At 37.6% G+C, this 14,830-nt stretch carries 8 protein-coding genes and 2 pseudogenes; 1 reads left to right on the top strand and 9 read right to left on the bottom strand.

The window, feature by feature from the left end:
- Positions 1–545: pseudogene (locus DVW83_RS12535) on the top strand (UbiA family prenyltransferase); the annotation flags it as partial.
- A gap of 296 nt (positions 546–841) precedes the next feature.
- Here the strand turns inward: DVW83_RS12535 and DVW83_RS12530 are convergent.
- The 9 genes and pseudogenes from DVW83_RS12530 to DVW83_RS12490 all read right to left on the bottom strand — a co-directional run bounded on the left by DVW83_RS12530 (position 842) and on the right by DVW83_RS12490 (position 14,828).
- Positions 842–1,579, bottom strand: coding sequence for a hypothetical protein (locus tag DVW83_RS12530; protein ID WP_104661151.1), 738 nt, complete (start codon positions 1,577–1,579; stop codon positions 842–844).
- Between the two features lie 6 nt (positions 1,580–1,585).
- Complete coding sequence (locus DVW83_RS12525) at positions 1,586–2,524, bottom strand: hypothetical protein (RefSeq protein ID WP_104661150.1); 939 nt, start codon at positions 2,522–2,524, stop codon at positions 1,586–1,588.
- Between the two features lie 107 nt (positions 2,525–2,631).
- On the bottom strand, positions 2,632–5,877 hold the full coding sequence (locus DVW83_RS12520) for a lysozyme family protein (protein ID WP_238699423.1): 3,246 nt from the start codon (positions 5,875–5,877) through the stop codon (positions 2,632–2,634).
- Positions 5,878–5,907: 30 nt separating this feature from the next.
- Entirely contained in the window at positions 5,908–8,250 is a 2,343-nt protein-coding gene (locus tag DVW83_RS12515) for a VirB4-like conjugal transfer ATPase, CD1110 family (protein WP_137239440.1), read from the bottom strand.
- Positions 8,247–8,600: a PrgI family protein gene (locus DVW83_RS12510; RefSeq protein ID WP_104661148.1), complete on the bottom strand. Its 354-nt coding sequence runs from the start codon at positions 8,598–8,600 to the stop codon at positions 8,247–8,249. Before DVW83_RS12510 ends, DVW83_RS12515 begins: the two co-directional genes overlap by 4 nt.
- Positions 8,601–8,613: 13 nt before the next feature.
- A complete protein-coding gene (locus DVW83_RS12505) occupies positions 8,614–9,438 on the bottom strand; it encodes a type IV secretion system protein (RefSeq protein WP_081135095.1) in 825 nt (274 codons plus the stop codon).
- A gap of 28 nt (positions 9,439–9,466) precedes the next feature.
- Positions 9,467–9,697 carry a hypothetical protein gene (locus tag DVW83_RS12500; protein ID WP_104661147.1) on the bottom strand — a complete coding sequence of 77 codons (231 nt, stop codon included), beginning with the start codon at positions 9,695–9,697 and terminating at the stop codon, positions 9,467–9,469.
- A 309-nt stretch (positions 9,698–10,006) separates the two neighbouring features.
- Positions 10,007–11,728, bottom strand: a pseudogene (locus DVW83_RS12495) (VirD4-like conjugal transfer protein, CD1115 family).
- 28 nt (positions 11,729–11,756) lie between these two features.
- The gene (locus DVW83_RS12490; protein WP_137239438.1) at positions 11,757–14,828 is read right to left on the bottom strand and encodes a hypothetical protein; all 3,072 of its coding nucleotides are present in this window, start codon (positions 14,826–14,828) and stop codon (positions 11,757–11,759) included.
- Between the last annotated feature and the right edge of the window lie 2 nt (positions 14,829–14,830).

Here is a 14,830-nt window from a genome sequence, read left to right as displayed (position 1 = left end):
CTCGTATGCCGTTGGGTGAGATTTTCAGTGGTGTAACAATGGGGCTAGGAATCTTTGCCATGGTCGTCTATGTCAACACGCACAATACAAACGTATTTGATTTGTCCCTTTCACTTGCTACTGGATACTTTAGCTTAGAAGGCAATCTATGGGCAATCTTAGCGATCTTTTTGGCTTCTCTTCCACTGATATTCACGATCGCTAACATCATGTTAGCGAACAATCTACGTGACTTAGACCGTGACATTGAAAACCACCGGTATACACTAGTCTTTTATATCGGTCGGCCAGTGGGCATCGTTTTGTTCCAACTCTTGATGTATGCTTGCTATCTTGTCATCTTATTAGGGTTGATCAGCCACGTGTATCAGTTTCCGATAATCGTAACCTTCTTTACCTTGCCAAAAGTCTATAAAAATTTGCAGGCTTTTAAACAAACTATGCCACAACCCGTTAGTTTCAGCTACTCCATTAAAAATATGGTCCTCTTCAATAGTAGCTACGTGGTAGGCTTATTGCTGACGATCTTATTCCAATCTCTTTAAAATAAACCAATTTTAATAAAAGAAAATGTGGGACAATCTAGAAATCAGGTTTGCTACAGACGCTCGAATAAACGGCGTACAAAAGTCAGTTTTTTCGTGAAATTTCGAAAAAAAAGAGCATGAGACAAAAGTAAGAAACACTTTTGTCTCATGCTTTAAAAACGAATAAACGGTGGGAATGCAACTCCACGAAATAAGAAGTTACACACTTCTACCGTGATTTCTCATCTACTTCTTGTTTACAAACCGTACAAGTTACCCGATTTGTCCTTTGATCGTCGTTTTTCGTTTGCTCCCTAACGACCTGTATTGATAGTAGGTATAGACATACGGCGCTGTGGTAAAGCACGAGTTACTTCTTTTGCCTTACTATTATTGATAGCAGACATCTCTCTAGCATGGGTCGTTAGTTCAGAAAGTGGCTTGTATTTTTTTGGTACATTATTTTGTAACATTTGTGCATGTGTCGGTTTTGCAATCGTATTGTTTATTTGGAGTTTTTCTGTGCGTGCTGGAATAGCCTTGGAATCCTTCACTGCTGTTCCCAATTCTCTGGTACCACGGTCACGAGTCACTGTATTATTCCTTAATACGGCATTACGAATAACCCTTGGCAACAGAGGTAAAACAAATTTTACGCCTTTCATCAGTAGCTGATTGAATCTATTTATTGTATGTCGGAAGGGATTGATTACTCTTCTTTGAACATTTGTTTTAGGTAAAAGAGGCATCTCTCTTTTTTTGATTAGTGCCTTTGATTCTTTTCCCATTAGTTTTTGTGCAGATTGTTTTTTATCTAATGTTTGCTTCATCGTCTGATTCGGTTGTTTAGTGACTTGACGATTTTTACGCCACTGATTCAATCGTTGAACCCCGTTTTTTGCTTTGATTGCTAGACTTACGATACCGTTTTTGATTTTTTGGGGAATCTTCTTTTTAAAAAAATACACAGTAAGCTTCAACGCCAACTTGGCAATACCTAAGTACCCCTTTAACATGACCTGTTGGGTTTTGTCTACTTCTTTATCCTCCATCTATCCTCACCCCTTAACTTTTTCAGTAATCATCACTTTGTTTCCATCTTTATCAACAGTTTCAGTGGTTTTCTTCACTGTATCTGATCGCGTGGTGCCATCTTGTGTAGGTGTGACCGCTGCATAACTTTTTTCAAAGGTAGTGATCCAGTCAAAAGTACCTGGGTTCCCCAATAAAATATACTTAGAGCCTTCTTCCTTGATTTTAAAGACTACATCTTGTTTCTGGTCATGACTATCCGTTCGACTCATGACAAAAACTGCACTGGACTGTTCATAATCAATCGAGACGATTCTATATTTATAAGTGATTTCTTCCTCTTTTTTCCCTTGCTCGATTTTTTTTTGAATAAATTCATCGTCTTTGAATGTCAACGTGAATGTTCGTTTATCTGTTTTGTTTTCCCATTCCTCTTGTTGCAAGATGTCCATCCACATTTGTGAGACGACTTGCTGAGCAGCTTCTGCTTGTTCAGAGATCTCCGTCTCCATTTTTTCTTTGACTTCTTCATTTGGGTACAGATAGATTTCTTCTTTATCTTCTTTTAAGTACATGACTGTACTACCCATTTTCGTTTGCAACTTGAATTTTTTTGTTTTCCCCTCTTTATCCTCCAGTACCATGACCCCATTATCAATCAAATGATAGGTACCTTTAGATAACCAAGCAGTGGCTTGGTACGTGCCATCCGTTTTTAATTCAATAGTCATCTCATCTGTTCGATTGGAATACCATTTGCCACTGTAAGGTGTCGCATCGTATTGCCCTCTGACTTCACTGCTTTCTTTGGTTTTTCCAGTTTTATCTTCATTATTTGCTGAAGCTGACTCAGGTTCTTTCGTCATAAACGCATAAATGATAGCGCCAATGACCACGACTACAAATACGGCAAAACCTGCAGCGATCCGTTTTCCTGCTTTTGTTTCCAAAAAATTATTGATCATACGTATGCCTTTCTAAAAATAAAGTTCTTCTTTACTTAATAGAAAATAACTCACCTCCTTTAATTATCTAGTGCTTTTTTTGATTGGTTCAGGTTACTCTGAATTGGCTAAGGAATACCGTATCCGGAAATAGCCATATTATCTAGAGCATAGGTTCTACGACGAACAAGATTATTGGAATTTCCTTCAATGACCTGTACGATATTTCCACCGGAATATTCAACGATCCCCACATGATCTTTTCCTGTTTTTTTACCTTTCCAATCAAAGAAAATCAAGTCACCTGCTTGTGGGATATAGTCAGCAGTTGGTTCTTGGAATTTACGATTATCTTGATACCATTTCATCATTAATAATGGACTTGGTGTATTCAACACACGTCCTTGATCTAAATAGCCAGCTTGACTAGCGACCCATGACACAAAGATTGCGGACCATTCGATTCGCTTATCAAAGCCACCCCATTGCCAGTACTTATCCCCATTTGGTGTGCCTAATTCCTTTTTAGCTATCTCAACTAGTTTACCGATGTCAGCGGAAATGTTATACGTGACAAGTTGCGGATAAAACATATTGCCAAAGGTGTAACGCCAATTATAGCCAAGATCCAAAGAAACGGTACTATTATAAGATACAGTCTCACCTTGACTCTTCTCTTGCGCGTACAGGCGACTATGATCAAAGGAGTAACGTCCCCTTATACGAATCAGGTCATCTAAGTAGGCTTCTCCATAGCTATAGGCCTGTAATGCCGCCATTTCCCCTAATTGATTTGACTGCGTCTTTTTCAATAATTTGGCAAAGTGTTTTACGCCTTTTTCAATGGATGCAGTTGGGCTATATACTGCGCCACCTACTGAGTAAGCTTTGTTTATCCCCATGATATCTGAGAAACGCTCACTATCCCCACCTGTTTCGACCCAAATAATGGATAGGATCGTGTTTACATAAGAACCAATATTGTTTTTTATCGCTTCTTCATATACTTTGTCGCGCCATTGTACGACTTTTTCTGGTGGATTAAACAACTCACCTCTTAACCCGCCGCTGTTACTGGAATAAGCTAAATTCGTATCACTGGCAAAGACTAGATTATCGATAAAAATTGCAGGATAGATGTCAGGATCTGCATGCACTAAACGATATTCTTCCATCGCAATCAGCAGATTCCCACCAAAAGTATTCCTTGTATAGCTAATCAAGTCTCCTGCTTTCAAATCCTGATCTTCTCTTACTACAGGGTCCACATTGATATAAAACGCATAGTAATCTCCTGTGTCCGTTTTGATACTTCGTGTTTCAACCATTTTCCCATCGCGATCTTGTGCGCTATACGTTCGATTGATTCCATCTACTTCTTCATCTGTGGTGGCATAAACTGGTGAACCAGGTTCCGCATCCAACATGATCTCAATATTCAATTTGTCCTCGTCTCTTCCCCGATAGCCATAGTTTTCGACAACTGGGCTATAGGTATTTTTACCTAATGGATTATCCATGAAGATTTTTGATTCAAAACGATCCAACTCCATGATTGGATAATATTTATCAACTTCATCTTCGTCGAAGGCATCGACAGTCCCAACTAAGGCATAGTTGCTTTCTTCCTCTAAAAATCCATCTTTAAAGCCATAGATCTCAACTTCTGGCTGAGAGTCAAGCATTTCATTCAATGTCTGTACCTCGATTTTCACTGTAGCGACATCTTTTACTTCTACTTTGGTTTCAGTCTTCTCCTCCCCTGTTTCTTTATCGATCGTTACTGTCGTTGTTTCGATTTCTTTGTCTTTTTCAATGACAGTCTCATAGTTATACGTCATGTCATGGATTGCATGAATCTCATGCTTCACTCGATTGATTTTGATTGGTAGTTCTGACGATAGATGTGGGGTATCTTTAAATTGAACATGTGCTACCTTTGAGGCTGGCAACTCTATGCCAGTGTTTTCAGCTAGACGCTCGATATAGACATTCACTGCCCGTTCCTCGATATCGTAATCCTCATATTTTGCATTGAGATAATAGATATAATTATCGCCATTTGACACGACAGAAAATTTCTCAGGATCAGAAGCAATGTTATTCACTTCAAAATAGACTTCGTCATATTCAGGATTATCCACCAACTGATTGTAGCGTTCATAGACTTCTTTATTTTTACTGGCATCTAACCAGGTGACATACTCATAGGCTTCTGTAATCATCATTGATTCTGTTTTAACAACAAACAAACCTACGATGAATGCCCAAATCGCCATGACAATCGCAATGATCGCCATGATGATTGCTAAAATAACAATGATGATGATCAACTTCAACAAAATGGGCACGAGAAGTACCAACATCAAGATCATCCCAATAATGTTCAAATTTCCCTCACTGTCACGGCCAAATTTATCAATGACCATTTCTTTGAAGTAGTTTTTTGCACCTCTTTTTGGAGAAACTTGTTTCTTTAACTGGTCGTTGACCTTTTGCTTCTTGTTTCTTTTTTTATAGCTTTGTTTTTTGCCGGAAGCACGCACATATTTTTGTGCATATTGCTGATTGCGGAGGTGTCTCCGATTCGAAAACAGCTTTTTTTTCCTTTGAGAAGTTCCTTGTACTTTTTCCTTGTCTTGCTTCTTTTTCCCAGTTTCTTGATATTGCTTGTTTGCCGTTCGTTGCTTCGTTTCTTTTTTCGCTATGATGTGTTGCGTATCTATTTTTTTCTTTTTTTTCAGAATTAGTTGTTGTTTACGGTCTTGCTTTTGCCGCACATTCTGGACAGAAGGCTTTTGTTTTTTTACAAGTGTCCGACCATCAGTTTGCTTCTTATTGTTGATCAGCGCTCGGGCTTTTATTGTTTTTTTCTGTTGGATCTTTTGCGTATTGACCTTTTTTACGTCATTGGACAATTTACTGTTGCGGTTGATCGTCTTCTGATATTTCTCACTTTTTTTCAGATAAATTTTTTGCTGTTTCTTTCGCTCTTCTCTGGTGCTGGCGTTTAGATTCCTAAAAAGCCGTTTGTTTCTGCTCCCTTGCGCCTGTATCATTTTTTTATGCTTTAAATTCTTTGAGCGTCTGATTGGCGAACTTGTCAGTGGTGCGTTGCCTTTTTTGGCTTGCTGTTGTCTTCGGAGCATCATTCTGATTTTTGCTCGCTTGCTTCGTGATACAGTCGATTGGTTTTTCCGAATGATTACAGCCTTGCGATGTTTGTTTTTGCTAGTGGTGATTTTTCCATTTTTTGAAACATTTTTTTCTTTTTTGGTGGATGTAATGTTCTTTGCTGTCTCCAAGCGATCAATGATCTTATCGTTTTTCTTCTCATTTCCTTTTTGGTTTTCTTGTTCATTCAAATCGGGCACTGTGACGTATCCTTTCTGATTTCATTCTTTTTATGTTTCACCCGGCTTCGTCGACATCATCTTATAGAGTTTCGTATCTTTAGGAAAATGATCATAGAAAGGCAATGTTGTATCACCAAAAACCATCAAGCCATAACCTTCTGGAGAGTTGACAACAAATTTTTCTTGTTCCTCGGAAATATCAAATAATCGAACTAATTGCGTACGGTCAGATTTTGCTTGATTCAGCATCATGACAAAATCACTATTTGAAAGCATCCGTCTCGCTAAATCTGAGAGTAGTAATGTTTCCACATTCTGCGTGATACCAGTTGGAATAGCTCCCCATTTTCTGGCACGACTCCACAGTTCAAAAAAATAATTCTCAGAGTACTCATTGGTAAATAGCAACTGCATCTCATCGATGTACAGCCATGTACGGACACCACGTTCTCTATTTGTCGTGATACGATTCCATACTTGGTCTAACACGATCAGCATCCCCATTGTTTTTAATTGTTTTCCTAAATCTTTGATGTCATAAATGACCAAACGCTTTGTAATGTCTACATTCGTTTTTGCAGAAAAGACAGACAAACTACCTTCGATATAGATTTCCAGATCCATCACTAATTGTCTTGCTTCCTCTTCTTCTTGTTCCTTCAAGATAGTATAAAAGTCGATCAATGTCGGTGTTTGTCTTCCCAATGTTTCATATGTTCGTCGGCAAACTCGGTCAATCAATGTCTTTTGAGTAGAACTCAAACCAAGAGCTCCACCAATGATCAAATCAAATAAAGAAATCAAAAATTCTGATTTTAAAACGACCGGATCTGTATCATCTCCATAATTTTCATTGATATCCATTGGATTGATCGTTGTAGCTGAATCACTAGAAATTTTGATGATTTCTCCATTGAAATTTTGACCGATCACTGAGTATTCACGTTCTGGATCAATGATGATCACTTCATCATCTGCATCACGTAATAAAACATTCACGATTTCTCGTTTGACCGAAAAACTTTTCCCAGAACCAGGTGTTCCCAATACAAAACCGTTTGGTGCTTTCAATAGTTTTCGATCGAGGGAAAGAATATTTTTAGAGATCGCATTGACACCGTAATATTTCCCATTTTCTTGGATCAAGTCGGAAATCGTGAATGGAATAAAGATTGCGGTACTTGCAGTCGACATTGTTCGGTCTAAAGGAATCTGATTGATCCCTAATGGCAATGTTGCATTCAGACCAGCTTCTTGCATAAATTCTAATTCAATGATTTTGAATCCGAATTGACGCCCAATCGAATTGACTTCATCATGGATCTCTGTTAATTTTTCAACAGTATCCGCATGGAAATGGATCGTACTGGACATTGAATACAGTTTTTGTCCTTTATTTTGCAAGTCGTCTACTAGTCCTTTGGCTTCTGTCAACGAATAAGATAAATCATAAGACAGCATTTCAAAGTCATATCCATTTTGTAATGCTTTCTTTTGTTCATCCACTTTTTGCTGCTCCATGAAGGCCAATTTCGTTTTGACTAAATCAAAAGCTTCATCCTGTTCAAGTGGATCGATATGTAAGGTAATCACTAGTTCCCGAGGGATTTCTAGTAATTCATAGATAAAAGTATCCGATAACTCTGCCGGATACTCTTGTAAGTAAACAGTTTTTGCATAATGCTGATCGACTTTCAAATAGTTCTTATTTTCCTTCAGTTCGATCACTTCCGGTAAAATATCTTCAATTTCTGGCTGTACTACCATAGATTTCGTCACTAATATCTCTGAAAGGATCGTCAGTAATTCCTTTTTAGGTATTCTTTTAGCCTGACTTCCTAAGCGGTTTGCAAACATCAAAAAGCGATCCGTCACCATGTCTAATTCTTTTTCTGCAAACTCAAGTTTCTGGTGAGTTTGTACGAAAGTGAATAAAATCGTTTTTTTGTATCCATTTTTTTCCTCATCTAATTTACGAGAAATAATATCATTCATCTCTGCACGATAAGAATCTAAAAAATCATTTTTTTCCTGATAATACAGAATAGATTGTAAATCCGCCAGAGGTCTTTTTTTCTTGTAGACAGTCAGTTGCAATTTTGTTTTACTGCTGAGTGAATTCAAGAAATCACAGTATTGAGAAAAAATCTCGATCTGACTATCTTCTGAAGATAACTGGTAGTTGATGTCATTCAACTCGATGGTGACCGAATACGTCGTCTCATCGAGTCGGTAGATACCACTAGGATAGATTTCCTGAAATAAAAAAGTGTCTCGCAGTAGATCCATTTCTTTAGGATCCTTCTTTGTTTTTTTTCTCTTCTTTTTTGTATCCTCCATCGTGGATTTATCCGTCTTTTTTACTGATGTGAAACCTTTTAATTTCATCATGTTTCTTGTCCGCCTAACTTGGTTTGCTCATTCTTATCTTTGGGTTCTGCTTCTTTCTTTTTTCTGACGCCTGCAGAAAGATGGTATTTAAATAAATGTTTGATATACGTTTCAAAATTCAAGCCATTTCGTTTGAACCAACCAAAGGATACGATGGGGATAGAAACTAAAATCATCAGCCAACTTGTGATTTCCATCGGAATTTTCAGCCAGACGACAAAGATTAGACTAATGAAAATATTCACACCCCCAGCAATCGTCAAACACAACAATTGCTTTAGATTCATTCCTGCAATTATTTTTTCTTTATATTCTTTGATATCTTTTGGTACTTTTACTTCTATTGCCATAATTCCTCCTTGGTTAAGATGCAGACAATATCGTCTTCGCCCAACCTTTTGTCTTATTGATCGAAAGTAGTAAAGCGATCATATAGATCGTCAATCCTAGTATGATCCCCCACATGCCTTCCCCTACATCCTTCATGATCCTAGCAAAAATCATTGGGTAAATGATAAGAACCAAGGCGATAAAAGTGGCTTGCAGGCCCGTGGAGGCAAAATTTTTGAAGAAGCTTTTTGTCATTGATGAAAACTCTTGACTCGGTAATGCACCCATCGGAATCGGTGCCATTGCAGAAAATATGTATAATTCTAAAAAACGTAAATAGATCGTTACTTGAATCAATACCCGTACGACTAGAGCTACTAAGAACAAGATACACATGATCAGTAAAACAACGATTTGTTCCCACCAAGACAGAGCATTTACTGCTCGTTCTACTCGCTCTGATACATCCTGTACTTTTCCACTCGCTCCTATTGCTAAAATTTTTGCTGATAAGTTTGCTGTGATAACGATGATCCCATCTAAGATGTCTTGAATCCTTAAAATCACTACATAACAAATCGCAAATTTGATAAATGACTTGATGATCATTTCAAATCCAAGCATTGGAGCACCTCCTGCTCCTTCTACCTTCAAAGAAATCCGTTGGAATTCTAGAAGGATAAAAAGAGCAAGAATCGACAGTGCAAGCGGTCCTACTACAATGGTTTGCAGATCTTTTACCAGATCATATGCATCGTACATATAGGAACTTAGATTTTGTCCAAGCGTATTTTGTAAATCTTCTCCATTTAAATAGGTCATGATTTGACTGAAGATATTCATTATTGCTTTTTCCATGAATTAAACTCCTGTTCTCCAAATCAAATTATGGTACCAATGAACCAAAATCAAAGGATGAACCAAACCATCCAGCTGCTGCTAAGATCAACCCACCACCAACAATTTGCCAAATTCCTTGCTGCAATTGAGGACCATTTTTATCTTTTAAGGCTCCAGCTAGAATGATTGTCCCCCAAATGAGCCAAAGTCCTCCACCAACTAATGTGAATTTAGATACTAGATCAAATACCTGTTTCAATAAATCTGAATCGCCCATAACGTTAAATACTCCTTTGTCTATGTAATTTTTTTGTGTTCCATCATTTAGTATATGCTACTTTTTTATTATCTGCTCTCCAGTTATTTCCAAGTTAAGAAAATTTAGAACATTTCTTTGTTCGGTTACACTCATTCTTCATAAAAGCGAGTGTTCTCTTGCTTTTGCGTCTATACATCAATCGGAAATGAATCCCTCTAACAAAATCCAATAAATCATTTTCTGTTATTTTTTATTTTTCACACAAAAACTCTCTTTTTAATTTAATTGACCAATTTACGGTAAATAGCAAAAAGAGAGTAGAAAAAGTTAAGCAGATAAGTTGCGTAGATACATATATTTTTCTGTTACATCACCTAATTTCTTATAATTTTTATGTTTGAGAATATCATATTTTTCCGATAAAAATGGATTTGCACCACGTATTTTTAAGATACACTGTTGCCCTTTTAAACTTGCTACTTCATCAGGATCCATCAGATTACGCCCCAATTTTTGAAAGCTTTCATTGAATGAACCATTTGAACCTTTTGTCACACTGATATTTCGCTGTTCGATCGTCTCTTTCCCCAGTAATTTAGAAATATATTCATGCGTACTTTGCTCCATTCCACCCAAGTATAAGAACACATCACTCGTACCAATGATAGTTTCCCAAGTATCCTTATACAATGTCTTTAACTGGCTAATATTTTGCAAGATCACATTCGTTGAAATTTCTCTACTTCGGATAACAGAAATCACTTTTTCAAAATCAGGTATCTATCCAATATTGGCAAATTCATCTAGGATACAACGCACATGACAAGGCAATCGTCCTTTATAGATATTATCCGCTTTGTATACGAGCATATCGAAAAGCTGCTGGTACATCATACTTGCTAAAAAGTTGAAACTCGTATCTGTATCTGGCAACAAGATGTACAGAATGGTTTTCTCATCGCCCACTGTATCTAGTTCCAATGTATCTTTTGAAACCAACTCTTTGATACTTGGAATATCAAATGGTGACATCCGTACACCTAAACTCACTAAAATACTCTTCGTTGTCTTATCCCCAGATAATTTGAAGATTTTATATTGCGCTACAGCAAAATTCGTTGGATCTTTTTCTTCTAACTCATTGAATAAGACATCTAACGGACTGACAAAGCCTGGAACATCTTCTTCGATATCGGCTAACCGAACCAGTTCGATCACATTGCCTAGTGTGCGATCTTCTTCCACCACTTCTTGGAGCAAATAACTGAAAATTGCCATGAGCAAAGCCGTTTCTGCCTTTTCCCAGAAGTCATCGCCCCCTTTTTTGTTAGGGTTAGAGGTATTCTTGATCAGATTGTTCACGATTTTTAAGATATCATCTTCTGTTTTTATGTAATGGAATGGGTTGTAGTGATGTGTATCCCGGCGATTGATCAAGTCGAATACTTTGATGTGGTAGCCTGCTTCTTCAAACATTTTTCCTGTTTCCGCCAATAATAACCCTTTCGAATCACTTACTACATAAGAAGAGTGCATCTGCATCAAATTCGGTTTTACGTAGAACCGTGTCTTACCACTCCCAGCACCTCCGACAACTACAACATTCTTATTTCGATTGAAGTTGTCTTTGCCGGTTATCTTCATCCTGCCTGATAACGATAAACTTTCCGTCTTCGTCAATAAAATGTTAAAATCTTTTTTCTTATCTATGAATGGGTAGATGTCCCGCGATTTCCCCCAACGTGCACTCCCGTATTCTTCTCCTGGTCTGACATTCTTGTCGTCGAACACTTTATACAAGACAAATAATCCGTAAGCTAGAGTCAAAAAACCTCCTCCAGCTAAAGATCTAGTATCAAAAGTAAAATGAAAGGAAATATTTGACAGTTCATCTATAGTCTGAAGAAATCCTGTCATCAGTTTATCTAAAAAAGAAAGCTCTTCTGAATTTTCAGCTAAAAATAAAAAACATGTTCGATTCCCTATATAAAGCAGTATGCTAATAATGACGATATGCAAGCTGATCCATGCATATTGTTTTTTTCTCAAGTTGAAACCTCCTTCTCTGATCGTTTTTTTAACTCATTACTGGTTGTTCTACCTTTTTCTTCCTAGTGTTATTTTGAGTCGCTTCTCGTTTTTTTTGGTCTTCCTGTGCTACTTGCAGTGTCTGATTATTTCTCTGACTCGCTAGATTGGATTTTTCAACTGATGTATTCTTTAAATCAGAGAACGAGCGTAATACTTTTTTCTCGGCCACAGCTTCCGGCGTTCGCTGTTCACTTTTTACATTGACAGAATGAGTCGCTTCATTTTTGATCGCTTCTATTTTTGGCTGGCTTGGCCCCGCTTGATCTACTCGACTTTGAGAATTCTGTTCTCCTTTATGAACTGGTTCAGTTACCTTAGTTCCTTCTACTTTTTGCGCTACCATTTCTGCCTGTGGCCACTCAACTGCTGATTTGGCCACTTCCGTTCTTACTGGTTCCGGCATTTTCTCTTTAGCAACGACTTGTTCTTTTGTATCCACTTTCACAATTTCACTGATCTTTTCTTTATATTCTTGATTTAGTGACTGATGCTGTCCTTTTTCTTTATCTTTTTCATACCGCTTAACAATCATCTTTGCCCGATTACGTACTTCCCGTCGAACAAGAAATTTTTGAATTGGCTTGAATACCAATTTATCCGCCAACAATACCGAACCACAAGCGATAAATGCGCTAGTCGCAAGAGCAAACGCATTGGTCATGATTGAAGGGACTAACATTGGTAGTATCGCTGGTGCAACTGCCCCGACAGTAAAGATCGCTCCAGCGGTCAAGCCAACAATCAATGCAACTTTTATCTTATGGCGCCAAATATAATTGAGGGGGCGCTTGGTCAAATTCCACGCACGCATTTTCAGAGATAATCGTTCCCCTGTCACAGGATTGAAGCCTTTATTCCGTAGTTTTCTTTGTTCCGGTGTTAATTTTCCGTCGATATGCAGTGTTTTTTTCAATTGAGCAATTACTGGTGCTAGTTTCGCAGCTACCGGTCGTATCGTGTGTTTTGAAATGGTTTCTTGTGTGTTCGCTATTCTATTTTTTATTGGGGTAAATACTTTGTCTTTAACGGGGGAAAGAACCTTTACCTGCACCCTCTCCACAACTTTATCTAAGCCTTGAGCCGCTCGAGGAAACTTCTTTCGGGTCACTTGAGAAAGTCTATCCATTCCTCGTCCAAAAAATTTTGGTCCTACATACAAAACTTTTTGTGCAACATATGTTCCTAGAATTGCTTGTTGGACTGCACTAATCCCCGTTGCTCCATTCATTATCAAAGTCATCTCTGGCATGACTTGCGCTATATAACCTGGAACGGCAGGCATTAAGAGAAATGGCGTAGCCCACGCAGCTTGCCTCCCGATAAGCGCATAAAACGATGGTCTTTTAAAGACATAGTACCAACGATTGCTTAGCTCTTTATAGTCTATCTTTTTTAATTCGTTCGTTTTTTCAATCATCTCAAGCGTATCTTTTTTTACTTGTTCGATTTCTTGTGGTAGCTTACTTTTATCTTTTGGTTCCATTTTTTCGACATAGTCGTTTAATTTATTTTTATCTTGGAGAATACTCTTTAGATCATTTATGAGCTGCCTATCTTCCGCCATGGTAGCCTTGATATCCTTAAATCGATCTACTCTTTGTGTCTTAGATTTTCTATCAAGGAGAAAGTTATTCATCGGTGCTTTTTTTATTATTGCCTCAGCGATCCGAACACGTTGTTCCAATAATTCGACTTTCTCCTTCAAATAAGGCCGATATGCCTCCAGCAACTTTCCATCTGCCTTCTGGCTCAATGAAGTCAAGTCAGGTGCTGACTGACTACGTTTTAATTGTGGTTTTGCCTTTGTATTTTCTTGGACCGATTGGGAACGCACTAATTTAGGCCGTGGGAGTCTGATTTTAGAGATATTACTTCCATCCGTCAAATCAGGCGCTGAATAACTACGCTTTAGTTTAGGCCGTTCTTGTGTACTCTCTTGAATCAATTGCGAACGCACTAACTTAGGCCGTGGAAGCTTGAATTTAGAGATATCACTTCTATCAGCCAAATGAGGTGCGGAGTAACTACGTGTTAACTTAGGCCGTTCTTGTATGTTCTCTTGAATGGATTGAGAACGATTTAGTTTAGGACGTGGAATGTTAAATTCTGATTGTCGAAGCAACAAATCAGAAGTATTTAATACTTTCGCAGGATCTGATACTGCAATATTTTCCAGTATTTCACTATGTGCTATGTAAACATTTTTTTCAAACGTCAATTTTTCCTTCATCTCTTGGACAGCGTCTAATTTTTGCTTTAAATCGGCTACAGACTCTTCGTCCTTTGGAAGATATTGCGAAAATGATGGCGTTCTTTCCAAACGTTGGACAGGCTCAACCGCTTTTTCTATGTTCGTAAGATCGTTCGTATTCTCCAGTTTTTCCACGATCTGGATTTCTATATTAGACAACTGAGCGATATTTTTTTCAGTATTCGTCAATGCTTCTTGGACGACTTTGTTTTCATGTTTTTTTAATTGACTAACTTCTCTTCGAAGCTTATCCACTTCTATTTCAAGACTTTTATTTTTCTCATTAAGTACACTACTCGCTCGCATGAATTCTGCTGATTTCAAACTAGTAAGATACGAGATATTTTGGTTAGAGGGATCTTTGATTGCTTGCTCGAGAGAAATAGTGTTTAATCCATTTTTAACTGTTTCCAATTTTTGATTATTGATTTGATAATTTTTTTTGGCTTGAACCAAGTCAACCATCAAATTTTTCTGTTTTTCTTCTAATGCCTTTAAGTCAATCGTTTTACCTGTGGGTTGTAAAAAACTCTTCTTTTTTTCTAAACTTTCTTTTTCAACTAGCCAATCACTGATTTTTTTTTCTGTTTCTAAGTTCTGTAACTTAGTCGCTTTTAGTTCTTCAAAGCTTTCTAAGATATTCCCTATGGAAGGTGGTTTTTCGCCACTTGCTATTCTTAAAATCCTTTTGTTATGTTGCCCGCCTTTCTCAGTCAAAAAAAGTTTGATAAAATCCTCAGTTAAATTAGACTGATTGATAAGATCATCTATCGGATTCCCTGATTTATCTTCTTCGTTCGTTCCCATTT

Source organism: Enterococcus sp. VV15, from assembly GCF_005236045.1.
In the GTDB taxonomy this organism is placed as follows: Bacteria; Bacillota; Bacilli; order Lactobacillales; family Enterococcaceae; genus Enterococcus_B; species Enterococcus_B durans.
The sequence above is the reverse complement of the archived record's forward strand: the minus strand, read 5'-3'. Positions and strand labels throughout refer to the sequence as shown.

What these genes read in the sequence shown, in the direction of transcription:
- DVW83_RS12500 (WP_104661147.1), bottom strand. Translation starts at nt 9,697, where the DNA reads ATGGGCGATTCAGATTTATTGAAACAGGTATTTGATCTAGTATCTAAA.
- DVW83_RS12515 (WP_137239440.1), bottom strand. Translation starts at nt 8,250, where the DNA reads ATGATGAAATTAAAAGGTTTCACATCAGTAAAAAAGACGGATAAATCC.
- DVW83_RS12510 (WP_104661148.1), bottom strand. Translation starts at nt 8,600, where the DNA reads ATGGCAATAGAAGTAAAAGTACCAAAAGATATCAAAGAATATAAAGAA.
- DVW83_RS12525 (WP_104661150.1), bottom strand. Translation starts at nt 2,524, where the DNA reads ATGATCAATAATTTTTTGGAAACAAAAGCAGGAAAACGGATCGCTGCA.
- DVW83_RS12505 (WP_081135095.1), bottom strand. Translation starts at nt 9,438, where the DNA reads ATGGAAAAAGCAATAATGAATATCTTCAGTCAAATCATGACCTATTTA.
- DVW83_RS12490 (WP_137239438.1), bottom strand. Translation starts at nt 14,828, where the DNA reads ATGGGAACGAACGAAGAAGATAAATCAGGGAATCCGATAGATGATCTT.
- DVW83_RS12530 (WP_104661151.1), bottom strand. Translation starts at nt 1,579, where the DNA reads ATGGAGGATAAAGAAGTAGACAAAACCCAACAGGTCATGTTAAAGGGG.